Below are 26,665 nucleotides of genomic sequence, written 5' to 3' on the forward strand. Positions count from 1 at the left end.
TTGCACCGACCCTCAAGCCCGGCGACGTCGTGGTGCTCGACAACCTGCCCGCGCACAAGGTCGCCGGCATGCGCGAGGCGATCGCCGACCGCCGTGGCCAGATCTTCTACCTGCCGCCCCCGGCCTTCGCCGGGGCAGGCTCTACAGCCCAGACATGAACCCGATCGAGATGGCCTTCTCCAAGCTCAAGGCGCTCCTACGGCAGGAGCCGGCGCGAACTGTCGACGGCCTCGTCGAACGTAACGGCAGCCTACTCGATCGCTTCCTGCCCAACGAGCGCCAACTTCTTCCATGCCTCGGCCTATCAAAGGTCATGGTGAAAGTGCTCTAAACGTCCAATCAGATTAGCACCGGCGCCTTGAACTCATTAGAGTTAGCTTGGTGACAAGAGAATGCAAACGGGGGACTTTGCCGCGCATGACCGAGGCCGTTGCGCGCGAGATAATTGTAAACCGATCTTCGCACTGGCAGCCTCGGTCAGGCTATCAAGAACCAGCAAACCGCATCACCAGCACGCCTGCTCAGCGCGACATCCTCGCCGAGTTCTGGGCGGCTCACGACAGTGTGCCGCTGTCGGCCATCGCTAATGCGCAACGACGCGCAAGCGCTGCTCCGCAGATCTTGCAGCGAACCAGAAGGCGTGGCTGATTAACGTTGCCTGCGCCCGTCGCGCAACAGGCGATAGCCAGTTCAGCAGCGCCTTCCACTTGCTACAGTAGCGTTCAAACGGCTGCCAATAATTGCGAGCTTCTTTCTCGCTCGTTTAACCAGGTCGAGCTTTGCATCGGCTTGTTGATGCGGGTCGCTTAGGCTGATCGAGCGATCCGGGCTGATGATCGTACCGATGCCGGCTGAGATCGAGACGATCGACTGCTTGATCTCGAAGGCTGCTCGATGACATTCCTGATCCTCCAGCGAGGGAGTGTCGCGGTCGCGCTCACCCGAAGCTAATTTTCGGTAGCCGATCCTGTGACATCTTGCGGGCGCCGCCACCGCGGGTCTGCCACGGGTTGGGCGGTCCCTAGTCGCTTGCGTCTGCGCATCTAAGCGAGTGCAGTGAAAGCCCGCTCTGGTCTCTGATCTGAGTCATGGCTTGCGTCGGAAAGACCAAACCAGGGCAGAGATGCTGGTAACCAGCGTAGATAAGGCAACAATGTAGGCAGGAACTATGGTCATCATCGGACGACTCCTCTCTGCCACCCTCATAACCGTTCTGGTTCTCTGTAGGAAAGTTTTATCTCTCGTGGGCGGTTTAGCGCAGCTGCAGAGCATGCGGCTTTAATCGCGATGGCGGCAAGCTGTAGCTGCGCTCCAATCAATGAGAGCTTACGTGCGAATTTATCCGGATAGCTCATTGCCGTAAACATCGCCTAAATTGGCGGGGTGAGCCGTCATCCCGCAGCCAAACCCAAAAACCTGCCGGTGTCGATGCCGCACGGTCGCGGCCGCCATTTGATTACACTGTACGAGGCGCAGATCCGCCGGCTTGCCACCCGACAGGTACATCGCCGAGCTTCGGTGATGGACTTCATCCGGCTTGTTCAGAAGATAGCGACTGAGCTGCCAATGTGTCCGGCAGCCGAGCCGTCTGCCGCCACTATCCAGCTCCAGGCCAGGCTCGAGCAGCTGCAAGAGGCTGCAGCAAAGGCTAACACGACAGACAACGATCGAGCTGTTGTGAGTTTCTTCGAGATGCTGCTCGGCATGCTCGGGTCCAGCGAGCGCCGCTGACAGCACACGCGTGCTCTCTTTCATCATCAGGTGAGGGTAACAGGTCGGCCTTGATTATCGCCCGACAACTCACTGATCTCTTGATCAGAACTAGCGTAAAACAGGATCCTTCCAAAGTCCCGATGTTGCAGGCCTGCTACCCGCGCTATGCAGGCCTGCGCGTCGCGTGCAGATCGGGGTTATCAACGTGTGAGCCGCCTGCTCTTGTTCCACGGTAAGCCCTTCCGCAGAGTAACCCGAGCAGCGGAAAATAGCCGTTTGCAGACCTAACACAATCGCAGCACCAGCAAAAATTAGGCCGGAGAAACTGCTCTCTGCGCCGAATGGTACTGCGCCATGGGGAGCGGAGAAAATAGCAGAGATAAAGTTGCGATTGGCGTAAGGCTGACGCTCTGCAGTACCAGTCGAGACTGACAAGGCCCCATTCTGCGCCAAAATTCAGCGCGACAGCGAATCGAGTCAATGGGTTAGACAAGCTGGCGGTGAGTGAGCGCGTGGCCGAGCTCGAGCGCTTGCCGGGCGCAAGCCTGATGCAGCGAACCACGCGCAAACTGACGCTGACCGTGGAAGGGGAGCTGTTCCTCGAACGCGGGCGCAGGATCCTGGGCGAGGCGGCCGAGGCGCGCGCCGAGATCGCCGAGCGTCGCGGGTCGCTGTCCGGTCCGCTCCGCGTGGCCGGGCCGATCGGGTTCGGCACGCTTCACCTCGGCCGCATCCTGAGCGAGTTCCTGAAGGCACATCCCGGGATCGAACTCACCGTCGATCTCGATGACAGGTTCATCGACGTCGCGGCGGACGGATACGACGCTGTCATCCGTCATGGTCCGGTCGAGGACTCGCGCCTGATCGCCAAGCCGCTTGCGTCCAGTCGCCGCCTGCTCGTGGCGGCGCCTTCGTACCTGGGGGAACACGGGACGCCGTCATCGCTGAGAGAGCTGGGCGACGCCTGCGCCATCCTCTACTCGAACCGGGCGGCGGACTGGCGCTTCCGGTCCCGCGAAGGAGAGACGATCCTGCGTCCCCGCGCCTGCTTGCGCGTCAACAACGGCATCATGATGCGAGAGGCAGCCATTGCAGGCCTGGGCATCGCCCTCCTGCCGACGTTCTTCATCGACGCGGAACTGGCGAGCGGCAGCTTGCGCGTAGTCGACGTCGGTGCGGAAGCGGAAGGCGCGCAGCTGTTCGTGGCCTATCCACGCAATCGCAGCACCTCGGCCAAGGTCACCGCGCTGTTAGCCCACCTGAAGCACGCCATCGGATCGCCGCCCCTTTGGGGATGAAGGTATCGGTGCTCGGCGAAGCTCCTGAAGGGCGGCCAAGAAGCATCCTTTGTCATACGTACCGCGGTACCGGTCCGAGCTGCGGAGGCTCGGTCCGGCAAATCGACTACGGCCTCGTCTACGTAGCACCATCCCCCAGCCTTCCCACCATCCCCAGCGTTCTGGAGGGTCATGACTTCCGATGATTTCCGCGCTCCGCCGGTGCTCCGCGCCCACGCATGCTTGCAGGTTTCGGAGGCGGATTTCGGAAGACTCCCTCATAATTTCGGCCGTCGGGCGACGGCCCGTGTCTCGAGCGGTACCGGCCACACTGGGTACAGCCTTGAAGATTGCAATATGTGTGAGAGCGTCGGCTTTAGCTTCTTCGAGCAGCGGCCAGCATCGCGGTAAGCGGCCGCAACTGTGGAGGGGTTGCAATCGGCAGCCAGCGTCGTATTCACGGCGGGAGAAGGGTCGCGATCACCGTTCGTAAGCTGCAGGGTTTGATCGTGTATAATACAGATGAAACCGCCTGTTACGGCGATTGTTCAGCCGTTGTTCTAACCGAACGCGATAGGCTCAGGCGCATCGCACGCTTGATCGAACTTCGAGAGCTATATCGCCTTCGAGCCCGTCGAAACTCTCTTGCTCAGCTCGAGAAGATCATAGCGCTTGAAGCGACGCCCTCTGGGTTTAAGATCGCGGCTGACTAAGCGGGAGCCCTGCCAAGCCACTAAGCGCCTAGTAAAAGAGGCGCTTCAGCCGAAACTGGAGCGCCTGCAAGGTGGTTTCGCAGATTTAGAACTTGCTGCTCTGCTGCTTGTTCCGTGCTCTGTCGCGCTTACGCAATGTTAACATGGATCAGGCAATCAGGCCCGCCATGGACTACGCAGAAGCATCGTTCTTCGAGGGTGCTTACTTCGCACATATAGCTGCTTGGCAGAAGCACAAGCGCCTTCGAGCGCTCAATCGCCAGCGCCTAGCCTATCTGAAACGAAAAGGCCGTCCCAGCCGAAGGTGGGGCGGCCTCTAAACCTTGTCATCAGGGTTGATCCGGAGCAGCGCTATCTACAACCTCAATTACTGGTCAGGCAAAGTTGGTTTGGTGCTTGCCCATCGACACTCGCTTCTGCCGAAGAGACCAGCCGACTGCGCCCATACCGAGGATCATCATCGCCCATGTGCTCGGCTCGGGAACGCCGGAGACAGGCGAGCCGAAGAAAGTCAAGTGAGACAAGTTCTGCGATTGGCCGGCATTCGGTCCGTTAAGGATGCCAGGAAGGTCGAAGGTATCCCATGTGCCGGAGCTTGCTGGCGCACTGAGCGCATATAGAACGAAGTTATTGCCAGCCTTGACCGCGAAGTAGCTCGCTATAAAGTTATCAAGCATCCAAGTTCCGCTGGTGGCGCCCGCCCCGGTGGTGCTGCCAAACGAATCGAAATTCGGATCATCGCTGGAAACGATCGGCGTCAGAGTGATGTCGGGGTTAGCGCTCGGATGCGTGTTGTTATAAAGATTATAGGCGCTTTGAGCGTTAAGGTAGCTGTTATTACCGTTCGCAGCAGTATTGATGTTTCCCTTGAAAAGGCAGCCGCTAGAAGCGGTTACAGAGCTGCAGGAGCCGTCGACGACCGTCGTCGCCGCTTGACTGACCGCCGGGACCGACAGAACTGAGAACAGCCCGATTGCTGCGAGCTTGACCAGTAACGCACGCATGGAAACCTCCTCCCGAAGACGACTCGATCATTGTTAACAACAAAGTAACTACACCATTTTCGCGGGACTAGATTAGCGAAAATGAGTCCCTGATCGGGACGTTGCTGTACAGGAGGCGGAACTGCACGACCCTTCCTGAAGTACCGACGCGACCAACATGATAAAGATTTCAGTGGCTTGCTCTCGAGTTTCGAGATCTTTAGCTGAGGCGCTCAGCCGAGCGCCAGGGAGGGGGGTAAAGCGTCCACCCTGGGCAGCCGTGCGAGACGAAATACTATCCGCGTCGATCGCCGTGGTAGATCAAGACACCCCGCCTCCACTAGGGTTCCAGTTTCCGGAAGCTCCTAGCTAACCCGAATATTTGACCTAGCCGTCTTATTACGCCGGCTTCAACCATCGATCGGCGTGTAAGTAGATCGGCCGCATGGGCGATTGTGCAGATCTAAACTGGCGCTCAAAGTCACCCCGTCATGCGACAGATCGATCCAGAACGGTGCAATGCGCCCTACGTCGAAAGTTTTATGGTTGGTTGGTTAATAATGTGTTAGCCTGAAGTACGGTCGCCACATAGATCAAGAAAAATCTAACGTTGTCTTAGTCTTAAAGGGGGCTCTCATGAAATTTGCAAAAAGGTTGATCCTTTGTTCTATCTTAACGGGGTGGATGGTATCCCCCTCCACGGCAATTGCAGCCACGTGCATTGGCAACTGTGGAAAGGTCGAAGGTTCGTTCAGCGGGAGCGTCACGCCCGCGCCAACCAACTCCGGATCGTACGATTGGGTCTCGACGACAAACGGTCAGTCCGGGGCCGCAAGGATACCCGGCTTCACCGGTTCTGCAACAACCGGTTCTGAACTGATCTCTGACTCATTCTTCGGCGCTATCGGGCAGAAGGTGAGCTTCTACTTCAACTACATCACATCTGATGGTTCTGGATTCGCAGACTACGGCTTCGCACAGCTGATCAACAGCACGACGGGCTCTGTAGCCAATCTGTTCACTGCCCGCACGCAGCCCAGCGGGACGATCGCGCCAGGACTCAACCTTCCCCCTGTCGAAGCGACGCTTACGCCGGCCAGCGTCCCGATTATCCCGGGCTCGCCCGTCTGGCAGCCGCTCGGCGGATCATCTGGTACGTGTTACAGCGCGGGCTGCGGTTATACAGGCTGGATCCAATCTGAGTATGAGATCGCTGAAGCTGGCACATACCAATTGCGGTTTGGAGCAGCTAACTGGAGCGATACAGCCTATCAATCAGGCCTAGCGTTTTCCGGGCTTGTACTTGATGGCAACGTAATTGGCGATGGAAGCTCATTTGAGAGCCCACTACTGCCTTCGGAGATTGATCCGGAAACCGGCGCCTTCGAGTTTGAGTTTATCGCATCTCCTAACATCCCAGTTGTCGTCGATCCTGATGTCGCAACTGGGTATGATTTCAGCTCATCCTTGGGAATTCTGACAGCCGAATTTGAGTTCCTTGGAGACAACGAGTATTCTCTGTCGTTTCTCGACGGTCTCGGTGTCCTTCAAAACACCACCTTTGCGCCTGCCGTCGGCAAGATATTTGATTTTTCGCAGTACAGTCCACTGGGAGTAACCGACTTCACTGTGACGGGCATCGACACGTCTTTGATGCTCGATCCTACGGACACAACGGCATTCAAGACAAAACTGACCTTCGCCGCGCAGAGCGCCACGCCAGTCAATTTGACTCAAACGCCACTGACTACTTTCGTCGATCCTGTAGCCGCAGTGCCTGAAACTTCGACCTGGGTCATGATGATTATGGGTATCGGCTTCGTCGGCTTCACCATGCGGCGTAGAGCCGGCCAGGTCATGAGCCCTACTGTCGCCTGATCGAAGAACAAGGGGCCGCTTGGATCTGCGGCCCCTTTTCTACTTGCAGCAGTCGCTCAGAACGGCACGAGCCTAGTCGCGTGACCGGCGAATACGTGATAGCTGAAGATATGGATCCAGCTCTGCCGATATCTTCCAAGCGATTTGCCTTGGCGAAACGATGCGGTACGGCTGCTCTGATCCTACTGGCCCTAGCGAACTGTGACCAAGTGAGCAGAGGCGACCTAGCCGCGAACGAGTATGCGCATTTACCGAGAGGGGCGGGCACCGCCGCAAGCGTCGAGCGGTGCCGTGTTGCACGTAACGCTGCAGAGGCCTTCTTGGCCGAACGCAACGGCAACGAATACGAGTTCTGGCTTATTCGAGTGAAGAACGACTGCTCCGAAGCCGCACGCTTGCGTCAGCGATTATAGCGCGAGCCTCCTTGACGTTGTTGCGAGGTTCGCCCGTCCAACCGAGCGGCCCTTAATCTCGGCAGCCCAACATGACGGCGCAAGCGAAGATCGCCACGACCACCGGGCTGAACGTCACCACCCGCAGCCGCGCCTTGCAGGACGTCGTGTGGTCTACCGCGGTCCAGCATGGGCCGTCGTCGGGCCTGATCTCCGGCGTAATCGGCGAGCTCGGTCTGGCGCCGACCCACGCCGCGTTCGACAAGGCGCTGATCATGGCAGTCTACGGCGAGCGCGGTCGGCGCGGCGCCGACGGCAAGCTGCATTACTTCCGCAAGAGCAGCGACACGTTTCAGGACGGGGTCGCCAAGCGCTTCGGCAGAGAGGTCAAGGACGCGCTCGACATCCTGGCGGCCGAGCAGGCCCTAAGCTCGGCGTCAAAAGCCTTGCCGCAGCCGGCGACGGCGGAAACCGCAACGGTCGTTGATATTGCGCCGCCGGCTGCGGTTGCCCCCGTTGTAGCCGATGGAGCGGTGGCGGCGGTCAAGCGGGCGAAGATCAAGCTTTCCGACGACGACGTGCGCCGGACCATTGAGAAATACGGCGATGCCGAGGCGAACGCCGAATTTCTGGGCCGCAGGAAGGTGCTGATCGTGCTTCGTCAGAACACCATTACCCGGCAATACCGGAAGGGTTGCTACGATCTGTTGTTGATCGTGCATCGCCAGGCGGACGGCTCGGTCAAGCCCTCCCGCATGCCAATCAACACCGAGCCCGCCGGCGAGTACGCATTCGACTTGGGCAACAAGAACCGCGCGAAGTATGGGTGCGACACCGATCGCGAAGGTCGCCAGGATCTCGGCCGTCTCGTCGCCGGCACCTATGATTACACGCGGCAGGCGAGCAATTTCCTAATGCTCCCTATACCAAGGCGGGCGACATCTAGGTGACGGAGCGCGACACCAACCAGGACGGCGACTTCACGCCGGGGACCGGAGACAACCTCGACCTCACCAGCGCGCAGCGGTCGATGTACATCCACCGCGGCGGGGCGGAGGGTGTCGCCACCTGGTCTGCCGGCTGCCAGACCGTCCCCAAGAACCGTTACTCCGCGTTCCTTTCGGCACTGAAGGGGCAGGACAAGCTGAGCTACATCCTGATCGATGCGCGCTAGCTTTCCGTCATGGGCCGTGCTGGCGCTGGTCGCGTGCCGGGAAAGCGCATCCGTGCCGACAGCCTCCGCTTCGCTGCAAGCCGATGCCGCAGCGCAGCAAACCTCCGCGCCGGCGGCCCCTGTCGGTGTGGTTCCACGGGAATCCAGGAAGAAGTCCAATTCGAGAGCCTCGCCGGAATCTGGCGGGTGACGGGGTCCTTCCGGGACAGGAGACGGGCTTCGAGCTCAACGATCCGCGGATCGTCGGCGCGCTGATGGACGCCTTTCCCGAAGGGTTACGGTGGAGCTACACGCCTGGCCGGACTTCGCGCCGCGCGAGATGTGCCTCGGCCCGGTGTCGGGGCTCATCGCCAGCGCCGAAATCGCCGAAGAGGCACGACCTGCGCTGCGACGCGCGCTGCTGCGCGTGGCGACCGCAACCAAGCGCCTGTCGCGTCCCCACCAATGGCTGTGCGGCGACGGCGGCAGTTGGGGGGACGATGCCGAATTCCAAGTCGTCGGCGAGGACCGGATGGTCATGCGCTGGCCCGGCGATCTGACGCTGACGCTCGAACGGGTCAGGCGTATTCGGTGACCGCGTCCGCCGGCCGTATGGGGATGTGCCGGATCGCCATTCCCGACACTCCGGCAAGCCCGGCGAAATCGGCGGTGTGGTCAAAGGTGCTCGCCTTGGGGCCGTCCCACACGACCAGCGCCAGCGCGGGTTCGGGCGCCGCAGTTACCGTTGCCAGTTCGAGCAGCCGTCGCGTCACAGCCCGGTAAAGCGCATCGTAGCTTCCTGCCGACACGGTCTCGATAGCGCTCGAGGATACGACCCGGTCGAACAGCCATTGCCACTCAGGCGCCACCGACCTCGCGCGAAAATCATCGACATCGCCCGCCAGCACGATGTGGCGGGCGATGTCGAGTTCCATGGCCAAGTCGATCGCGATCAGATCCGCACGTCGGCCCTCGAGCATATCAGGCTCTCCACACGGTCCTCGACCAGGACCCGGCGCAAGCGCGCGCGGACGTCGGGCACCCGCGACCGCGGGAAGGCGCCCGCATCGGCGCTGACACGCCGGCCGGCCAGAACCGCGACGCGCATCAGGCCGGAGAGGTCTGGAAGTCGAAATGATCGGGTTTGATTTTGTGTTTGCCGACCATCCGGCTGACTTTAAGCAAGCTGTAGATCGAGCCCACCGCATCGAGCGCCTGAACCTTCTTAGGAACGACGCCTCTGCAACCGATCTCCCGCAGCCCGGCTTCGGTCAGTTCGGCGTTAACCCACATAGCGGAACAGCTTCCCGGTCAGGGGGCCGCGCAACCCGATCAGCGTGTCGACCTCCCGGTAGATCGGATCGCCCGACACGCACTCGCGGAGAATGCGGCACAACGGATCCTGCTCGTTGAGGGCCAAGAACATCAGCTGCGAAGGGATGTTCTTGGCGTTGAAAAGAAGGTGCATGTCGTTCTCGTCGAGATCGTCGCTCACGCCCGGTGCCGTTCCCGTCCCGACCGACATCAACAGCATCCTGTCGGCGCCGGCCGGCCAGGGCTGAACCTGCGCGGTCTTGCCTTTCCAGTAGCGGTCGAGCGTCATCATCGCGCGCCCCTGCTTCGCGTAACCGCGCCTGACATCCCAGACTGCATCGGTTCTTATAATGGCCCTCCTCGCACCATCACGCCGCCGCCCGCGGTCACTGCGTGTTCGGAGTGAGCGCCGCGCGCAGCGCCGCCTCGAACATGCGCGCCCGCTCGGCGATCTTTTCGGCATTGTTGAGCCCGCCGCCCACGACGCGCCTGGCGCCTACGTAATCGTTGGTTTTGGGCGTAATGTATCTGGTCACACCTCTACCCGTGAACGAATCGTCCAACACCACCGCCAGAGCGATCTCGAGCGCGATGGCCGGTTCGAGCGCGCGCTCGGGCTCCTCTTCTAAATCGATGCCGAGGAGCTTGCCGACACGTGCGTAGTTGTCCCGGCCGACGATCTGCACATACCCCCTGCCGCGAAAGAGCGATGCGTCGCCCTCTTTCACATTGCGCAGGCTCCTACGCCTGGCTCCGGAAGCTCCATACATTGTTGCGAGCGCCTGATCGGAACCCAGTTCCGTAGTAGGCACGAATTGCCCTGCGGTTTCCTGATCGATCGTTGCCAGGAGATAAGCCGAAAGCCGGATCGTCCAGTCGGCATCCTGCGACGTCGCCGATCCTTCCGCCGTCAGGTTCCGCGCCGCAATCCGGCTGACGATGTCAGACGCAAGATTGGGCAAAGCCTGAAGTGCCGTTCCGTTGATCACCTGCTTGCCACGCCCGGCGCGGTAGCGCGCCATGAACTTGCCGGCGTCGAAGCAGGCTCTTTCAATGCATGCGCGGGTCGGGGGAGGGCTGCCGCAATCCGGGCCCGTGCATACTCCCGCGGTCTTCACGGGCGCCGATTGCGCGGTCGTATTAGGGGCGGGCTTGGCCGCGGCGGAGGCTCCTCTTCGCGATGGCGCAGCCTCCTGGGAGTTTGGCGGCACTATCGGCGAGGTCGCCGCGACCGCCTCGCGGTCCCGCCACGGGGGCATGTCGCCCAGCTTCAGTTCGGGCATAGCGGCCACGCTGCGGGTACTGTAGCCGGTCTGGCAGTCGAGCGTCAGGTGCGCGGCGGTGCCGTCATCGGCGACGAGGAGGAAGCGGTTGGTGTCGCCCGTGCCCCCCATCGGCCGGATCAGGCGTGCGCCGCCGGCGAGCCGCTCCTGCCGCCAGCCGGGGTGGGGCGGAAGCCAGATGCCCGTGATCACGCCGGCACGGCGCTCGACCCGCAGCGCGCCGACCGCGCCGTTCGCCAGCGTCCACACGAAGCAGCCGGTGCCCGCCGGCGCAGCGGCGGTCATGCGCGGCGCGTCGGGCAGGTGCAGCGTGTAGGCCGTCTTCGCCGCCATGTCGGTGAGCGTGATGTCGATCCGATCGTCGAACTTGCGCGCCGCCAGGATCGTGCCTTGCGCGTTCACCGCCAGTACCGGGGCCGCGAGCAGCGCACCGCGGCGGGCTGCGGCGACGACCAGCTTGGGCGGCAGGGCGCCGTCGACGGCGACGACCGCGCCTGTCGACGAGCTCGCCACCAGCTTGGGCCGTCCGTCGGCACCGCCATCGGTGAGCGCCATCGCGGCAATGCGGAAGGGCTCGGCGGCGCCGGTACTTGATTGGATGCCGGACCGACTGGCGGGGCGGAACACGATATGACGCAGGGCTTGCGCCGGGTCGGCGGCTGAGGTGACGATCACGCCGTCCTCGCCGGCCTCCGTGGTCGCCAGCAGGCCGTGGTCGGTCGCGGCGACAAGCCTGTCCGCCGAGGCGCCGCCGGGCAGCGTCTCGCGCGCCGCGTCGGTTGCTTCCGCCAGCCACAAGCACCCGGCGAGCAGCACTACGCCGAGCGCGAAGGGCGCGCGTCGGGCGAGCGGCCTGGCGCGATGGAGGCGAGTGAGGTCGGGCTGCGCCTTTGCCGGGGTCTTCGCCGGCAGCCGCGCGCAGCCCCAGGCGAGGAGCGGTCCGCCGACGACCGACACCGCAAGCGCATAAGGCGCGGCACCGCCAAGCGAGGAGGCGAACGCGGTAATTCCGACCGCCAGCGCGCCGCCCGCCACCGCCTGCAACGCCAGCTTGAGAATGGCACCGACGCGCGGTTGCGGGCTCCAGTCGTCGCGCGCGAAGCGGCCGAAGGTCCACCAGCAGACCGGCCAGCCGACGATCGCGATCACCAAGCCGACGAGGATGCCCGCTTTCGCGCTGCCGGCCCCCGCGCCCCATCCGAGCCGCGCCGCCAGCGCGTTGGCTGCGACCAGCGCGGTGACGAGGCCGCCCGTGGCGAACTGCCATGCCATCGCGCGCAGCCGCAGCCAGGCGCTGGCCGGGCGCAGCGCCAGGACCGTCACCGCCGCGCTCAGCCCCAGCGCCACCAGCGGCAGCCAGGCGAGCGGGTCGTCCGGCCGCTCGTCCCGGCCGGGGGTCGCCAGCCAGGCGGCGATCGCATAGCCCCACACCATGACCACCGCGCCCAGCCGCAGCCAGTCGATCTCGCGCAGCTGCTTCTGCCAGCTCGCCGGCCTTGCCTCGGGTAGGTCGACCGCCAGCTCGTCGACTTCGCCCGCGCGCATGAAGTCGACGAAGACCTCGTCCTCGTAGAGGCGCTCGGGTGGCGGGCCGGCGCTCGCCTCTTCGCGGGCATAGGCGGCGCGCGAGGCTTCGGGCTGGGCGCCTTGCGCGTCGGCTTCCTCGATCAGGCGCTGGATGAGGCCGCGTACTTCGCGGCTGCGCTCGGGCGAGAGGCGCGCGGCGAGGCGGCGGCGGATCGCGTCGGGAATGCGCCCGACGCGCAGCCACTCGAGCCGGGTGAGCGCGGCCAGCCGGGCGGGGGTGAACAGCGCCGCGCCGGTGCTACCGGCGCTCTGCAGCCGCATCTGCGTGCCCAGGTACAGCGCCAGGTCGTAGGTCGCGGCCGGGTAGACCGCGAGGGCGCAGAGCCACTCGAAGCCCGGCCCGTCGGGATACCAGCTGAGGTCCGCGACCAGCCGGTCGAGCGCGGCTTCGTTACCCTGGGCGATCCACTCGGGCACTTGCAGCAGCGCGCGGGCGAGGTCGCGCGGCATCGGCGGCACTTCGCCCAGCGGTGCGTCCAGAGGGTCGGCGGGCGCGCCGCTGTCGCGCACCTCCTGTGGCAGCTGGCGGGCCAGCGTCAGCACGCCGCTGTCGGACAGCTGCGCCAGCGGGCCGCCGATGCCGCGCGCGATCAGCAGCTCCTCGCGCGCCCATTCGGTGCGCGGCACGGGCGTGAGCATCCCACGCCGACGCCAGTGGCCGAGCATCGCATAGCCGCCGCGCAGCCGCCCGGTGAACAGGTCGAGCATGCGCGCGCCATCGGCGATCAGCAGCAGCCGGTGGTTGGGATAGCGCGCCATCAGCTCCTGGATGGTCACCCGCCGCCCGTCGCGCTCGGCGCGGGTGAACGAGGGATCGCCTTCGAAGAAGTAGACGTCGAGGCCGATGGCGCCAGTGCGCAGCGGCGCGATCATCGCCAACGCGCGCTGAGTCTCCAGATCGGTGCGCCCACGCTGCTCCATCAGCACGAGGTAGTCGGGGCGCGCCTGGAGCACGGCGGCGCGCACGTGCGGCAGGCCGCCGTCGCGGATCGTCGCGCGGATGCTGCCGCGCAAGTCGACCGCGCGGGTCATGCGCGGCATGCGCCGCTGCAGCGCGCGGTGGGCGTCGCGCAGCAGCTCGGCCCGGCCGAGCGGACGGTCGGCGGCCTCGTGCACCAGCGCGGTGCGGTGGGGCGGCAAGCGCGGCGGCCGCAGCCGCAGGAACCCGCGCCGCGGGTCGAGGAACGGCAGCAGCGCGCCGGTCAGCATCATCATCGTGAGCAAGGCGATCGGCCAGGGCACCCAGCCGGGCAGCGTCGCGCGCTCGGATGCCTGTGGTCGCCACAGCGCGTCTGGAGGGGTCCAGTCCGGGCGCTCGGCCGCAACGGCGCGGGCGATGTGATCGTCGTCCCACCGCGCAGGCTCGCCGCCGATCGCCACCAGCCGCTGCCGCACCTGCGGCACGACCTGCGCGGCCGGGTTCGTGCCGCCGGGGGGGATCAGGTCGCTCGCGGCGAGCGACGACGTGACGCGCCGCACCTCGGCCGAGTCCTTCCAATCGGAGCTGGTGAAGGATGGCAGCACGTCGGCGAGCCGCGGCTGCCGGCCCGGTGTCTCGATCTGGGCGATGGCCCAGGCGAGGCGATCCTCGTCGACCGCCTGCCGGCCCAGGACCCAGGGCGAGGAGCGCATCGCCAGCGGCCGGTCCGAAGGCTCCGCGATCAGTGCGCGCAGCCGCCGCAGGTACTCGTCCGGTTCGATCCGGAACGGCACTGACCCGGCCCGCTCGCGCGCGATCTCGCGCAGTGTCGGTGCGCCGTCGTAGCGGGTGACGATGTCCTGGAGTGCGGACCAGCTGTCGGTATCGCCAGCCGTGGCCGGTGCGCTCGGCATGGCGGTGGGCGTCTGCGTCGCAGCAGGCCGCCCGCTGCCGCCGGCCGCGTCCTCTGCCTGCGCCGGCTGCTGCGTCTGCTGCGCCGTGATGCCACCGACGCCCAAACCCACGGCGACAGCGAGCAGCCCCAGCAGACCCAGCAGCAGGACCGCGGCGACGCTGCGCGGCAGGCTTGTGGGCAGCCTTTCGCGCAGCCGGTCGAACCAGGTGGAAGGCTCGGGTTCGTCCGGCTCGATGACCCTGTCCGGCGCGCTGTCGGTGCGTGGCGGGGCGTCCTGTGCCACCGGCTCGATCCCGGCGACGATCGTCTCGAACGCGCTCCGCTCATCGCCGGTGCGGGTCAGCAGCGGGGCAAGATAGGGTCCCAGCGCCGCGATGCCCGCGCCGCCCAGTCCGCGTGCCATCAGCGCACGGGTGAGGCGGTGCGCGTCAACGCTCTCGCGCGGGGTCACGGCGAAGACCGGCATGCGGCAGGTGTCGAGCCGCTCGAGCAGCAGCTCCAGCTGCTCGATCAGGCCCAGCCGCCGGCCCAAGCGTCAGTCCTCCAGCATCAGGCCGAAGCTGTCGCGCAGGAGCTGCTTGAGCCGCTGCGTGGCCTCGGTCGACTTGGCGATCGCCGGGATCGAGCGCTCCAACAGCGCCGCCTGCGGTGCGAGGGGTTGGTTCGGATCGTAGCGGGCGAACAGCAGCATCTGGATCCAGTCGAGCAGTTCGGCCGTCGACACGCTCTCGCCGCTCCCCATGCCGCCCGACTGGCGGAAGCGGACGAACAGGTCGACGAGCTCGCCCAGCCCCTCGGGCAGCATCGCTTCGTGGTCCCGCTCGAGCTGGGTGGCGAGCCGGCGGGCGACGATGGCCTTGAGCTGGTCGGGCTCGGGGTACTTGATCTCGAAGCGCAGGCAGCGGCGCAGGAACGCCGGCGGCAGTCCGCGCTCGTCGTTGGAGGTGATGATCACGACCGGCATGTACTCGGCCGGGATCGGATCGTGCTTGCCGCCCGGCGAGAGTGCGTTGCGCAGCTCGGGCACGCGGAAGTACAGCCGCTCGATCTCGTTGAGCAGGTCGTTGGGAAAGTCGCGCGGGGCCTTGTCGATCTCGTCGATCAGCACGACGGTGCGGCGCTGCGGGCGGTTTACTTGCGCGGTTGCCTCGGCAGGTCCGAGCAGGTTCGCCACGCGCTCGTTGTCGGCGGGAAAGGCGTCGAGGATCGCCTTGCCGAGCGCCTGGTAGGTGATGAAGTCGTGCAGGTCGAGCCCATCCGCGCCGTCTCCCTGCGGGCGGCTGGCGCGGAAGGCGGAAAGCGCGTCGAAGGAGTAGAACAGGTCGCGCGCCTCGCTGGTGGATTTGGTGTCGAAGGTCTCGATTCCCCAGCCGAACCAGTCGGCGATGGCGAAGGCGAGGTCGGACTTGCCGGTCCCCGGAGGGCCCATCAGCAGCAGCGGCCGTCCTAAAATGAGCGCGCTGTCGACCGCCTCGCGCAGGCCCGGCGGCGGCAGGTAGTCGCGCGGGTCGTCGTGCCGGCGCAGCGTCTTGATCATCGTGCCGAGTCCCGAACCGGGCTGGTCCACGCCGAGCCGGAAGTAGCCTGGAACCTGTGTCATGCCGCCCTCCCGAGCGTCTGGAAGAAGGCGCGGACCCGGTCGGCGAAGACGGCGTGGTTGACCCCGTCGTCCCGCTCGGCGCGCGTGGGATAGATCGTGCTGGTGATGGCGGCCTCCAGCCGGTCGCGCTCGGTGCTGGCGAGCACGTTGGACCGGATGTCGCGCGTCCAGCCCAGCGCGTGGTCGAGCGCGATCGGCCGCAGCAGCGAGGGGAAGGCGAAGACCGGTGTCTGCGCCGCGCCCGCCGCCTCCTTCGTCAGCCACTCGCACAACGCCTTGTTGCGCTTGTAGCTGGAGCGGTCGAGCTTCTGGCGCGGCGGATAGTCGGGCCAGCCGGGCGCCGCCTCACCGAGCAGCACGGTGAGCACCGGGATCACCGGGGTGCGCGGGAAGTCGGCGGCGAAGCGGGTCCAGAACGCGATCCAGTCGGCCAGCGGCAGGCTGGTGGGCGGCGAGCGGACGGTGACTATCGAGACGACGATGGTCGGCGTCCCGCCGCGCAGGTGATCGGCAACTGCACCCAGGTGCACGTCGTAGGAATCGTGCAGGAACTCCTCGATCAGCGAGAAGGCGAAGTCCTGCTGGAACGCGTCCCCGCGCGAGGACGGCAGCTCGACGTGGCGCACGTTGACGGGCTCGGCCATGCCGCTGCCGTCGTCGGCGAGCGGCAGCGCCTCGAAGAAACGCGGCGGCAGCTCGTTGTCCGGAGTGGCAAGCACGATCGGCGGCGTAGTTCCGGTCTCGGCCAGACGCCGGCGGGCATGGGCGATGACGCGGCGCTGCTCGCGCCGGCCGACGCACAGAGGCAGGAGGTCGAGCAGGCTGCGGAACTGCTCCACGCGCGGCCCGCGGATGGCGGCGGCGACAGCGGGCTCGATCCGGGTGCTGCGCAGGATCGCGAGGTTGTTGGCAAGCTTGGCCGGATCGAGCGTGGCCGACACGTCGATCGCGTCCATCAACCGCACGTAGGAGGGCAGCACTGCCGAATCGAACGAGCCGATCTTGGCGAAGACCAGCTTCTGCAAGGCGTGGCCCCACATGATCTCGGCCTTCCACTCGACGCGGTGATGGGTGTTCTCCGCCGCCAGCCGCTGGTCGTCCTCCTCGGCAAGGCCGGGCAGGGTGAGCGCGTCGGAGGCGATCACCAGCACGCAGTCGCATTCGCGCAGCGCGCATTGGAGGCGCGCCGACCAGTTGGTCTCGCCTGCGGCCGACCACAGCGTCTCGATGCCGTGGTCGGCGCAGTAATCAGGCGTGAAGCGTGGGCCGATGCCCTCGGGATGGTCGATGAACAGGCGGTAGCCGGCGGCGATCAGATCGTCGACGATATGGCCGATGCGCGGCTTGTCGCGGCTGGCGTGGCTGACGAAGACATAGGGCGCGTCAGGCATGGCCTGCCCTCCCGCTTTTTGCGCTGTCCGCGTCAGCCACCGAATAACCCCTAGTATTCTTACCCTATTGCTTCGCCGTAGCGGCGCAATCATCCGACAATGCGCCATGATCTTGCGACGATCAACTATTTGGACGATTGTAAGCTGGTGGTAGCGCGCGGCTTTGACGGATCCGACCAGATCGAACCGCCCCGCAGCGGTGGGGATGGAGCGAGCGCGGTGTTCGCTGCGGCGGGTGACGCGCTGAACCGCTGGTGGGAGCGCCTTGTCGCCATGGCGCGCACGGACCGGTCCAGGCCACCCGAATCCGTCGTTCAGGCCGAGGCGCGGCGGGGGCGGGCGTTGTTGCTGTGGGTCCTTGCAATCGGGGCTGTCGCGCTGGCGTGCCACCTCGTCGCCCAGTCTGCGCTAGACGGCCTCTACGGCCAGCTCTACGACCGATCCGCCAAGCCGGGCCTCTTTTCGCCCGCCGACCGCGACGTGCGGCGCGCGCAGTCGTTGGGCGCTTACCTCCTGCTCGAGCATGAGGATGGTCAGGCCACGGTGCTGCGGCGCGGCTTGAGGACGGGGGAGAATGGCACCGGCAGTGCCATCTCCGCATGGTGGCGCGGTTCGGTGCTGCAGCCGTTGGTTTCCGCCGGGTTCCTGCAGGCGATGTTCAAGGTCGATCCCTGGCTGAGCTTCGCGCGCCTCGCGCCTCGGCGCGCGGGCGTCGTGCGCGATTGCAGCGATTGTCCGCAGATGGTGCTGCTGAGCGCCGGCCTCATTGGTGGCGATCAGGTCTGGTGGTCCGAGGGCAGCCCCACCGTCGACGTGCCGGCGCTGGCGATCGCGCGCGAGCCGCTGCGCGCGGTGCCATGCCAGTGGCAAGGCGCGGGGTGCGTGGCGCAGGGTGCGAACGCGAGGGCGGCGCCTGTCGGGTTCCGCAATCCGCTGCAGGACGCGCGACTGGTCCGTGCTTTCCGGCAGGGATACCGGCTCCTCACGCCCGAGGAGTACGTTGGGCTGCGCCGGTTGGCAGCGGCAGACCCGAGTGCCGGCTTGGGCTCGCTCCTGGTGCGTCGCGACGAGTGGGTGTGCCGTGACATGAGCGATCCTGCGACCTGCTGGGTTTTTGAGGGTGGCGAACCGAAGCTCCCCTTCAAGACAGGCGCGATCCGCCTGGTGCGTGATGCCGATCGGCGGGCCACCAGCGCAGCCAAGGTCGCCACGGATGCAGCCGAGCCGACGCCGCATCCGCAACGCGTCTACATTCAGTTCGCCGGCGCGCTCACGCGCCCGCAGATCACGGCGGCCAACGGCATGCTGCGGGCTGCCGGCTGGCAGGTGCAGAGCGCCAGCGGCGAGCGCATCGCCAGCGCGGCCGGGCAGAACCAGGTGCGCTACGGCGGCGACAATGCCGCAGCCGCGCGCGAGCTGGCGCAGGCGGTCGATGCGCTCGGACTTGCAAGCCGGCCGGTGACGAGCCGCTATTACGCGCCGGTCGGGGCTGACGTGCTCGAGATATGGATCTCGAACTGATCAGGTGCGCGGCGTCGCCCCGTGGGTCAGGGTGATCGCGAACAGCCGGCTGCTGGTCTGCGTGTCGACACTGCCGCCAAGACTTGCGAAGGCGTCCTCCCCCGGCGAGCGGGCGGTCCATGTCGGCCATTAGGCGCAGGAACGCCAGCATCGCCGGGTTGAACCCCGCCTTAAACCAGAACACGAACTTCTGATTGAGCCGCAGCCACTTGCGCGCGGCCTCGGCCATGTCCTCCTCGGCCTGGGCGTAGCGACGCTCGTCCCATTGCGAACCGGCCACCGCCGCGCCGACAGGGATCGCATCGTAGATCTGCGCCACCACTGTCAGCAGCCGGGCAAATGCCATGGCGCGCGGGATCAGGCGCAGGAAGGCGCTGTAGGTGTGCCCGCCCTGGCTGTGCGGCCCACCCGCCGGCACCAGGCTGGTCTTGCGCATGGCATAGGCGACCCGCCACGGGTCGGCCTCGGCCTTGAGGCTGCCGAACTTGCGCCGGGCCTCGCGGCAATCGGCGTCGAGATCGACGGCCTCGAGCCCGCCGCTCGCCATCAGTGCCTTGCCAACGTGGGCGAACAGCTCGAACTCGCGCGTCTCTGCCTGGCGGCCGAGCGCAACCATGCGCGCGACCGCCAGCCCGGTGAGCGCCATGCGCACGTCGATCCGGCCCTTCACCCGCTTGCCCGCCGGCAGCGCGGTGCGCCAGGCCTGGTACGTCTCCAGCGCCTGGTCGACGCGCGCCTGCTTCACCAGCCGCTGCTGCGCCAGGTTGCCGAGGAAGCCGGAGACCTCTTCCGGCTCGAGCTTGCTGTCGGTGTGATCGAACGCGAGCGTCACGCTCATGCGCCGCTCGCCGATGTCGGCGTTGTGCAGAGCCAGGTCCCAGGCGCTGACGAAGCTGGCGCCCGGCCCTCGTCGAAGCCGTCGACTTCGCGCGAGGCAGAGCCTTGCGCGGTGACTGCCACGTCGCCGCCGGCGGAAAGGGTGATCGAGGCCTTGCCCTCGACGATCGAGCGGATCGAGACCGCCATCCTCAGCACCACGACCTCGAGCGAGAAGCCATGGTGCCGGCCGGCGGAACGCGCCAGGCTGGAGGCGGGATCGAGGCGCAGCCCCGCCGGGGCACGCGCGGGATCGGCCAGCACGCGCTGGAACGGCTCCAGCCGTCCTGTCACGAGCGCGCGCCACAGCGCCTGGCAGTCCGCGCCCGCATCGGTGACCGTGCCGGCAAGCTCGTATTGCGAGCCCGAGCGCACGCCCCCGCTCCAGGCGAACCGCGCCTGCAGCTTAGGGTCCTTGCCTTCGGCGGTGCGGGCGAGCATTTCGCGCGAGAAGGCATCCAAGCGTTCGACCAGTGCGCGCAGGCCGGCGAGCCGCTCGTCGAGCGCCTGCGGCCGAAGACACCTCGATGCCGACCGCCTTGAGCGCCTGCGCCACGTCCTCGGTGCGCCCGACCTCCTGCAGCACCGCTTCGAACTGCGCCTGAGCGCCCAGGACCGCCTGCTCGATGCGGCTCAGCAGGTCCGTCGCGATGTTTGGCGCGCCCAGGCCCGGGAAAACGCCGGCCAGCCGCTCGCCGATCGCCTGTGCCCAGGCCCTGGCATCGGAGAGGATGCCGCCCGCGTTATCGGCGGCGAAGTCGGCGATGCGGGTGCGCAGCAGCGTTGCAAGCGCGAGTTCGGTCTGCTGTCCGGTGCCGAGCAGCAGGCCCGCATCCTGCAGGATCGCCGCCTTGAGCTGCGGTTCGCCGATGATCGAGGAGACCGCCTCGTCCAGCAGCGCGGGCGCGTGCTCCGCCAGCCAGGTGCCGAGCTGAGGAACGGGCGCACCTTGACGAGCACGCCCTGCGCCAGCCGTCGGCCTGCGGGAGCGCATCGTGCACCTTGCGCGCAAGGCCGGAGTAGTCGGCATGAATGTCGAGCCCCACCGACCAGTCGCGATCGCGCGAGGCAGTGCGGCTCAGCACGAAGGCGAGCCCGTCCTCGCTCTTGCGCAGCGACAGCAGCCAGCGCGCGCTGCGCTTGAACTGCACGTCGGCGACGAGGCCGGCATCGAGCGTGGCAAGCCCGCTGATGTCGGCGGACGTGCCCAGCGTGGCGCCGAGCCCGGCTGACACCGCGTCCTCGCCGACGAGCAGGAGCCCTTCCAACCCGGCACCCTCGACTGCCCGCCCGATCGCTACGAGGTCGAGCGGATCGGGCACGCCAGCCAGCGCCGGCAGCAGCGCCTCGGCGAAGGCGCGGTCCGGATCCTCGGGGCGGAAGAACAGGTCGAGGCGGGTGGTGGCGTTGGCCGAGATGTCGGCCTGCCCTTTGCCCACCTTGCCGAACGGGAGGGCGACGCCAGCGCTCGCCGTGGCGGTGCCGTCCGCGCCGATGCGCAGCAGGCCGGGCGCGACCGCGTCACCGCGAAATGGTCAAACGGCGCCCGCCTCACACTCCAGCTCCGCCGCGGCGCCGATGGCGAACGACAGGGTGGCCTTTCCCAGCACCGGCGCCGCGTCTTCCGCCAGCTTTGACAGCGGGGAACTAACGAGGCCCGGATTGTCGCCATCGTCCAGACCGGCGCCGCCTGCGGGCGTCGCGCCGTAGCTTTCGAGGAAGGCGCTGGCGGGCTGCAGCAGCTTGGCCCACGGCGCGTCCGGGCTTGCCAGCTCGCCGCCGAGGTCCGCCAGCTTTGCGTGCAGTTCGTCGAGGCCAAGTGTTGCGAAGACCTGGCCGATCGCCGGACCGCCGACGTGGGTTGCAAGGTAGCCCGCCAGCAGCCCCGGACTGTCCACCGGGGCGCCTGCTGCCAGCTTGGCCACCTCGGCACCGATCGCGCGCCAGTGCTGCACGAAGGCCGTGAGGGCCTCGAGCTGGGGCACGAGCGCGGTGAGATCGCCCAGGCCATGGTCGATGGTGATCCAGTTCAGCAACGTCACGGTTTGGATCATGCCGGCACCTCCTCTCTCTACGGATTCAGGCGGCGAATGTCGCGAAGTCGAAGTGCTCCTTGCGCAGCTTGGTCTCGCCCACGGCGCGGCCGATGCGCAGCAGGTCGTCGATCGCCTTGACCGAATCGAGCTGCTGCACGCTGGGTGGGTCGATCTCCACGAAGCCGAGCGACAGCAGGCCGCCCGCGGTGAGATCGGCGTTGTAGCGGGCGTAGCGGAACAGCTTGTCCGCCATCGGCCCTTTGGCACCGATCATGGTGTCGAGAGAGCGATCGATGCGATCGCCCGCCACACATTCGCCGAAGACGCGGCACAGCGTATCCTGCTCGTTGAGCGCGCCCAGCATCAGCACCGAGGCGATGCCCTTGGCATTGAACAGCAGGTGCATGTCGGGGGCGCTGAGCCCCTGGTTCTCGCCGCTGACGGTGCCGGTGCCGACCGACATCAGCAGCAGCTTGTCGGTGCCGACAGCCCAGGGCCGCACCTGCGCCGGATCGGCGGCGCGCCAATAGCGATCGAGCGTCATCATCAGGAAGAGCTGGAAGGCGGGGTTGTTGTACATGGTGACGCCGCCGTCCACGAACAGGAACTTGCGGGCGCCAAGCGGGATTTCCTCGGGCGGAAAGTACACGGGCGCGGCGGTGCTGGCGCGGATCAGGCGCCAGAGCGGCAGGCGCAGGTTGCAGTCGGGATGGGCTGGCTGGTTGTAGTGCTCGAATGGATTGTTGGTGATCTGCCAGGGAGAATCGGTGGTGGCGTTGCGCATCACCATCATCAGCACTGTGCGCAGCTCCTGCGAACCAAGCCGCAGATCGCCGAAGGCATCAGCCTGACGCAGCTTTTGCGCGAGCGCCTTTTTCTCGTACTTGTACCAGACACGCCGAACCAGCGAGGACTTGCGGAACATCTCCTTGCCGCTCTCGACGTAGAAGGCGATCAGCGACTGCACGGTCATGCCCTTGGCGAGGCCCGCTGCGACGATCGCGCCGGTGCTGGTGCCGGCGATCGCGTCGAAGTAGTCGGCCAGCACCAGGTCGGGCCGGCCGCTCTCCTCGCGCAGGATCACCTCCATCCGCTCAAGCACGCCGAGAGCAAGGACGCCGCGGATGCCGCCCCCATCGATAGTGAGCATCTTCTTGGGCCCGGGCGCGGTGACACGGGCGCACAGGGCGGTTTGCTGCAGGTCGTCCGTCATGCCGCCGACCTAAGGGAGGCAGCGGGCTTGCGCCGGGCGAAATCAAGATCGAGCGCGTGGTCGGACATGGAACGAAGCGAAACCCCCTTTCGCCTGCACCACCTTTAGGATCGATACCGCGGCGCACAGGCGCTGTTGGTCGTGACGGTCCAAGTGGTGAGCCGCCGCAAAGCTGACCCGAATACGGCATCGGGTCAAGCTACTTAGGGCCTTGCCGTCAGGCATATCGGCATACGTCATCAGCGCCGGGGCGTGCCGCTCCCGCTGCCTCGGACGGAATGCTCACGGTGTTCCGAAACTGCGGGTTCAAGCGGGCAGAATGGTTGATCAAGTAGGCAAAGACAGATTTCTGAAAGCGTTGACGCAGCTTGGCGGATCTGCCGGCAAAATGCGTCGGTGCGAAACTTGTCAGTGGGAAGAAGAAATCTACGTCAGCATCAAGGAGGCGCTCGTTAATTTAGGCGCAATCCTGACCGGCCGTGGTCGTGGCGGTTCCGTATTGTTGGCGTCCGGTGGGACCGGTTCATTCCTACGATGACATCGGGCCGGCGGAAGGTGCACTGACGAGACCGTCCCCCGATCTGTGCGTGCGGTCGACGGTCAACTAGCGCATTCAATGATAACCAGTCATGGCTGGGGGCACCTTCCATCGAAGTCGGATCAGAAGGCAAGGAAGGCACAGCATCGGTCACAGCCTCCCGACCTAACTCGTTGAATGATCGGCAGGTCACAGGCGTGCGCGAAATCAGCCTGAACGCCGAAATTAGAGCGCGTTGCAGCCAAGCGGCTCCGCACTAAGAGAATGGCCCGTTCTGGCGAAAGCTGCCGGCGAGGTTAACGTGCCAAATGTCTCGAATTGGTCGGCAGCTGCTGCCCTGCCCTTCTCCGGCGGTGACCCAGTTGTCGTCATTCAGCACCCTTGGTGAGGCTCCCAAATTTGGACACTTGTTCATGTGAGTGTCTCGCCTGATCCGGGAAGACCGGGCGAGCCTTAGCGACCAGCATGACCAGTGCTCTAGGTTCGTGTGAGAAGCGATGTCGCTGCGCGCGAGGGTGGCTAAGCCGCGAAGCCGCCACCGTCCGGCATGCTGCGCGCAGCTTCGACGGCAGCGTGGTAAGGCGCGCGCACGTTGATATCGATCATTCGGTCGATCTGGTCGGCATCCAGCTCCAGCGGGTTGCCGAGCACCAGGGCGCCGGCGTTGACGACCAGGATGTCGATCGGGCCGGCTCCTGCCACCAGCGCGATCACGGCGTTGCGGTCGGCAGCATCCGAGCGGACGGCCGCGGCACCGGTCTGGTCGGCGAGGACAGAAGCGGCATCGGGCGATCCCGCGTAGGAGAAGGTCACCGCGGCACCGTCAGCTGCCAGGCGGCGCACGATGGCAGCACCTATGCCGCGGCTACCGCCGATGACGAGGGCGTTCTTGCCTGAGAAGTCGGTCATTTCCGATGGTCCCCTTGCTCGGTGTAGTGGGTGTCGGACGGGCCCAGGCCCGTGATGTGAACGGTCGCGCCTTCAGGGCCCGTCCAGGCGAAATGCGGCTCGCGAGCCGGTTCGGTGTAGTAACTGCCGATCGGCAACGGCACCGACTTGTCCTGCGCGGCCGCCGTGCCGTAGCCGAAGTGCCAGACCCCGGCCACCACCACGGCGGAGCGTGCGTCCTTGTGCGTGTGTGCGGCAATACGGACGTTTGGAGGGACGCGGATCGAGATGGTGTACGGCCCGGCCTTGGTCGGGTCGCCCGAGAGCACGCGCGTTTCGATTTGCCGCAATCCGGAGGTCCCTGCGCCAGCGGCGACCACCGGCAGGCTGTCGATCGCGGCTGGCGTCAGGCGCTCCTGACGGTCCTGAGCAGTTGCGCCATTCGCCAGGCCGACGGCCGTCGATGCCGCCAGCGCTGCGATCGTGACACGATACCTGTGCGCGATCACCGGCGTGCATCCAGGAAGCGGCGCACCGCGGCAATGGTAGCGGTCGGCTGCTCCTCCATCAGCCAGTGTCCGGCATCGGGGATCGTCGCCTCCGTCACGTCGTCGGCGGCAAAGCGCATCACCGTCGCCATCATCGGCCCGAACGACTTCGCGCCGCCGATCGCCAGCACCGGCATCGTCAGCTTGCCCGCAGCGACGAACTGCCGGTCATCGGCCGCATCCTGGTCGAAGGCCGCGAACTGCGCAAAGCCCGCATGCATCGCCCCTGGCTGTGCATAAAGCGTGGCATAGTGCACTCGCGATGCCTCGCTGAAGCGCTCGGGCCTGGCGGAGAATTCGTTCCAGAACCGGTCGAGGTAGATGCGCTCGCGGCCCGCGACCAGGCGCTCCATGTCCGGGCCGCCGAAGCGGAAGTGCCAGAGCAAGGGGTTCTTCAGGATCTCGTCCCAGGGGCCGACACCCGGCAACGGTGCGTCCATGAGCACGAAGCGCGTCACGCGCGCGCGGTTCTGCGCGGCAAAGGCATAGCCCACCATGTTGCCGATATCGTGCGTGACCAGATCGACCTTGCCGACCTTCAGCACATCCAGGAGTCCCGCGATGTCCTGCCCCTGCGTCTTCTTGTCGTAGCCCGCAGGCGGCTTTGCGGACAGGCCCATGCCGCGTAGATCCGGTACGATCACTAGGTGATCGCGTGCGAGATCGGCGGCGAGCGGCGCCCACATGTCCCCGGTCTCACCATAGCCGTGCAGCAGGACGACGGCGGGACCTTTGCCGCCGACGCGGGTGTGGATGGTGGTGCCGTTGGTGCCGATCTCCTGCGTGCTGAAGCCGGCAGGAAAGCTTCCCACTTCCGCGGCAGCGGAGCCGGCGGTCACGATGGCGGAAAGCGCGAGTACGCTGGCGAGAATGCGAGTGATCATGACCGTTCTCCTTGCTTGCGCTCCCCTCGCGCAGCCTCGACGCCAAGATGATTTACAGCCATCGTGCGCACTAGCCGCCAAATGCCGGAACCGCCTTTCGGGAGTGCCGAACAATGATGAAGCTCGACGGCGTGGCGGCGTTTGTCACGGTGGCCGAAGCCGGGTCGATCAGCGAAGCGGCGCGCCGTCTGGGCATGGCCAAGTCGGTGGTGCTGTCAGTCTAACGCGTGGCGCAGCTCGAGCGCTTGCTGGGCGCAAGCCTGATGCAGCGCACGACGCGCAAGTTGACGCTGACCGTGGAAGGCGAACTGTTCCTCGAACGCGGGCGCAGGATCCTGGGCGAGGCGGCAGAGGCGCGTGCCGAGATCGCCGAGCGCCGTGGATCGCTGTCCGGTCCACTGCGCGTGGCGGGACCGATCGGGTTCGGCACTCTCCACCTTGGCCGCATGCTGAGCGCCTTCCTCAAGGCGCATCCTGGCATCGAACTCACCGTCGATCTCGACGACAGGTTCATCGACGTCGCGGCGGTCGGCTACGACGCGGTCATCCGCCACGGTCCCGTCGAGGACTCCCGCCTGATCGCCAAGCCGCTTACGTCCAGTCGCCGCCTACTCGTGGCAGCGCCATCGTACCTGGAGGAACATGGGACGCCATCATCGTTGGCGAAACTGAGCGGCGCATGTGCCATCCTCTATTCGAACCGAGCGGCCGACTGGCGCTTCTGGTCGAGCAATGGGGAGACGATCCTGCGCCCCCGCGCCTGCCTGCGCGTCAACAACGGCATCATGATGCGAGAAGCCGCGCTGGCGGGTCTTGGGATCGCCCTGCTGCCGACCTTCTTCATCCACGCGGAGCTGGCGAGCGGCACCTTGCGCGTCGTCGACGTAGGTGCCGAGGCCGAAGGCGCGCAGTTGTTCGTAGCCTATCCGAGCAATCGCAGCACGTCTGCCAAAGTCACCGCGCTGGTCGCCTCGCTGAAGCAGGCCATCGGATCGCCGCCCTACTGGGACTGATGCCCTGGTGGGCAAGCGAAGGATGTCCT

At 66.0% G+C, this 26,665-nt stretch carries 24 protein-coding genes and 2 pseudogenes; 11 read left to right on the top strand and 15 right to left on the bottom strand.

Annotated elements, in window-relative coordinates:
• A pseudogene (locus HNO88_RS22380) lies at positions 1-331 on the top strand (transposase); the annotation flags it as partial.
• Between the two features lie 359 nt (positions 332-690).
• Here the strand turns inward: HNO88_RS22380 and HNO88_RS17985 are convergent.
• Entirely contained in the window at positions 691-993 is a 303-nt protein-coding gene (locus tag HNO88_RS17985; protein WP_184248908.1) for a hypothetical protein, read from the bottom strand.
• Between the two features lie 390 nt (positions 994-1,383).
• Between HNO88_RS17985 and HNO88_RS17990 the strand changes: the two genes are divergently transcribed.
• On the top strand, positions 1,384-1,731 hold the full coding sequence (locus HNO88_RS17990) for a hypothetical protein (RefSeq protein WP_184248911.1): 348 nt from the start codon (positions 1,384-1,386) through the stop codon (positions 1,729-1,731).
• Between the two features lie 410 nt (positions 1,732-2,141).
• Positions 2,142-3,011, top strand: coding sequence for a substrate binding domain-containing protein (locus HNO88_RS17995; RefSeq protein WP_376768786.1), 870 nt, complete (start codon positions 2,142-2,144; stop codon positions 3,009-3,011).
• A 1,066-nt stretch (positions 3,012-4,077) separates the two neighbouring features.
• Here HNO88_RS17995 and HNO88_RS18000 read toward each other — a convergent pair.
• Complete coding sequence (locus tag HNO88_RS18000; RefSeq protein ID WP_184248914.1) at positions 4,078-4,707, bottom strand: PEPxxWA-CTERM sorting domain-containing protein; 630 nt, start codon at positions 4,705-4,707, stop codon at positions 4,078-4,080.
• A 615-nt stretch (positions 4,708-5,322) separates the two neighbouring features.
• Here HNO88_RS18000 and HNO88_RS18005 point away from each other — a divergent pair.
• The 4 genes from HNO88_RS18005 to HNO88_RS18020 all read left to right on the top strand — a co-directional run bounded on the left by HNO88_RS18005 (position 5,323) and on the right by HNO88_RS18020 (position 8,704).
• Positions 5,323-6,564 (top strand): NF038132 family protein, encoded by a 1,242-nt coding sequence (locus tag HNO88_RS18005; protein WP_184248917.1) that lies wholly within the window; start codon positions 5,323-5,325, stop codon positions 6,562-6,564.
• Between the two features lie 484 nt (positions 6,565-7,048).
• Entirely contained in the window at positions 7,049-7,906 is an 858-nt protein-coding gene (locus HNO88_RS18010; RefSeq protein WP_184248920.1) for a VgrG-related protein, read from the top strand.
• Positions 7,903-8,130 (top strand): hypothetical protein, encoded by a 228-nt coding sequence (locus tag HNO88_RS18015; RefSeq protein ID WP_184248923.1) that lies wholly within the window; start codon positions 7,903-7,905, stop codon positions 8,128-8,130. Before HNO88_RS18010 ends, HNO88_RS18015 begins: the two co-directional genes overlap by 4 nt.
• A 280-nt stretch (positions 8,131-8,410) precedes the next feature.
• Complete coding sequence (locus HNO88_RS18020; RefSeq protein ID WP_184248927.1) at positions 8,411-8,704, top strand: hypothetical protein; 294 nt, start codon at positions 8,411-8,413, stop codon at positions 8,702-8,704.
• On the opposite strand, the gene HNO88_RS18025 is transcribed toward HNO88_RS18020, so the two are convergent.
• The 6 genes from HNO88_RS18025 to HNO88_RS18050 all read right to left on the bottom strand — a co-directional run bounded on the left by HNO88_RS18025 (position 8,688) and on the right by HNO88_RS18050 (position 17,119).
• Entirely contained in the window at positions 8,688-9,089 is a 402-nt protein-coding gene (locus tag HNO88_RS18025) for a hypothetical protein (protein ID WP_184248930.1), read from the bottom strand. The genes HNO88_RS18020 and HNO88_RS18025 overlap by 17 nt on opposite strands.
• A gap of 127 nt (positions 9,090-9,216) precedes the next feature.
• A complete protein-coding gene (locus tag HNO88_RS18030) occupies positions 9,217-9,402 on the bottom strand; it encodes a hypothetical protein (RefSeq protein ID WP_184248933.1) in 186 nt (61 codons plus the stop codon).
• A complete protein-coding gene (locus HNO88_RS18035) occupies positions 9,392-9,715 on the bottom strand; it encodes a patatin-like phospholipase domain-containing protein (RefSeq protein ID WP_184248936.1) in 324 nt (107 codons plus the stop codon). The genes HNO88_RS18030 and HNO88_RS18035 overlap by 11 nt, the downstream gene beginning before the upstream one ends.
• A 94-nt stretch (positions 9,716-9,809) precedes the next feature.
• On the bottom strand, positions 9,810-14,660 hold the full coding sequence (locus HNO88_RS18040; protein ID WP_184248939.1) for a hypothetical protein: 4,851 nt from the start codon (positions 14,658-14,660) through the stop codon (positions 9,810-9,812).
• A gap of 3 nt (positions 14,661-14,663) precedes the next feature.
• Positions 14,664-15,728: an AAA family ATPase gene (locus tag HNO88_RS18045; RefSeq protein WP_184248941.1), complete on the bottom strand. Its 1,065-nt coding sequence runs from the start codon at positions 15,726-15,728 to the stop codon at positions 14,664-14,666.
• Complete coding sequence (locus HNO88_RS18050; RefSeq protein ID WP_184248944.1) at positions 15,725-17,119, bottom strand: toll/interleukin-1 receptor domain-containing protein; 1,395 nt, start codon at positions 17,117-17,119, stop codon at positions 15,725-15,727. The genes HNO88_RS18045 and HNO88_RS18050 overlap by 4 nt, the downstream gene beginning before the upstream one ends.
• A 99-nt stretch (positions 17,120-17,218) precedes the next feature.
• Here HNO88_RS18050 and HNO88_RS18055 point away from each other — a divergent pair, with 99 nt between their 5' ends.
• A complete protein-coding gene (locus tag HNO88_RS18055; protein ID WP_184248947.1) occupies positions 17,219-18,640 on the top strand; it encodes a hypothetical protein in 1,422 nt (473 codons plus the stop codon).
• An 834-nt stretch (positions 18,641-19,474) separates the two neighbouring features.
• Here the strand turns inward: HNO88_RS18055 and HNO88_RS18060 are convergent.
• A complete protein-coding gene (locus HNO88_RS18060) occupies positions 19,475-19,957 on the bottom strand; it encodes a hypothetical protein (protein WP_184248951.1) in 483 nt (160 codons plus the stop codon).
• Complete coding sequence (locus HNO88_RS18065) at positions 19,923-20,510, bottom strand: hypothetical protein (protein WP_184248954.1); 588 nt, start codon at positions 20,508-20,510, stop codon at positions 19,923-19,925. The genes HNO88_RS18060 and HNO88_RS18065 overlap by 35 nt, the downstream gene beginning before the upstream one ends.
• Before the next feature lies 1 nt (position 20,511).
• Between HNO88_RS18065 and HNO88_RS18070 the strand changes: the two genes are divergently transcribed.
• Positions 20,512-20,748, top strand: coding sequence for a hypothetical protein (locus HNO88_RS18070; RefSeq protein ID WP_184248957.1), 237 nt, complete (start codon positions 20,512-20,514; stop codon positions 20,746-20,748).
• A gap of 303 nt (positions 20,749-21,051) precedes the next feature.
• Here HNO88_RS18070 and HNO88_RS18075 read toward each other — a convergent pair whose 3' ends face one another.
• The 5 genes and pseudogenes from HNO88_RS18075 to HNO88_RS18095 all read right to left on the bottom strand — a co-directional run bounded on the left by HNO88_RS18075 (position 21,052) and on the right by HNO88_RS18095 (position 25,623).
• Positions 21,052-21,570, bottom strand: a complete 519-nt coding sequence (locus tag HNO88_RS18075; RefSeq protein WP_184248960.1) for a hypothetical protein — start codon at positions 21,568-21,570, stop codon at positions 21,052-21,054.
• A gap of 25 nt (positions 21,571-21,595) precedes the next feature.
• Entirely contained in the window at positions 21,596-22,765 is a 1,170-nt protein-coding gene (locus HNO88_RS18080; protein WP_184248962.1) for a patatin-like phospholipase family protein, read from the bottom strand.
• 1,072 nt (positions 22,766-23,837) lie between these two features.
• Positions 23,838-24,212 (bottom strand): annotated as a pseudogene (locus HNO88_RS18085) (SDR family NAD(P)-dependent oxidoreductase); the annotation flags it as partial.
• Positions 24,209-24,700: a cupin domain-containing protein gene (locus HNO88_RS18090; RefSeq protein WP_312857112.1), complete on the bottom strand. Its 492-nt coding sequence runs from the start codon at positions 24,698-24,700 to the stop codon at positions 24,209-24,211. The pseudogene HNO88_RS18085 and the gene HNO88_RS18090, both read right to left, overlap by 4 nt.
• On the bottom strand, positions 24,697-25,623 hold the full coding sequence (locus tag HNO88_RS18095) for an alpha/beta fold hydrolase (RefSeq protein ID WP_184248967.1): 927 nt from the start codon (positions 25,621-25,623) through the stop codon (positions 24,697-24,699). The genes HNO88_RS18090 and HNO88_RS18095 overlap by 4 nt, the downstream gene beginning before the upstream one ends.
• 113 nt (positions 25,624-25,736) lie before the next feature.
• On the opposite strand from HNO88_RS18095, the gene HNO88_RS22385 reads away from it, so the two are divergent.
• Together HNO88_RS22385 and HNO88_RS18100 are read left to right on the top strand one after the other, a co-directional pair.
• On the top strand, positions 25,737-25,847 hold the full coding sequence (locus tag HNO88_RS22385; RefSeq protein ID WP_246381999.1) for a LysR family transcriptional regulator: 111 nt from the start codon (positions 25,737-25,739) through the stop codon (positions 25,845-25,847).
• Between the two features lie 3 nt (positions 25,848-25,850).
• Positions 25,851-26,636 carry a LysR family transcriptional regulator gene (locus tag HNO88_RS18100; protein ID WP_312857113.1) on the top strand — a complete coding sequence of 262 codons (786 nt, stop codon included), beginning with the start codon at positions 25,851-25,853 and terminating at the stop codon, positions 26,634-26,636.
• Positions 26,637-26,665: the final 29 nt, after the last annotated feature.

The sequence above is a fragment of the Novosphingobium chloroacetimidivorans genome, from assembly GCF_014204535.1.
Taxonomy (GTDB): Bacteria; Pseudomonadota; Alphaproteobacteria; order Sphingomonadales; family Sphingomonadaceae; genus Novosphingobium; species Novosphingobium chloroacetimidivorans.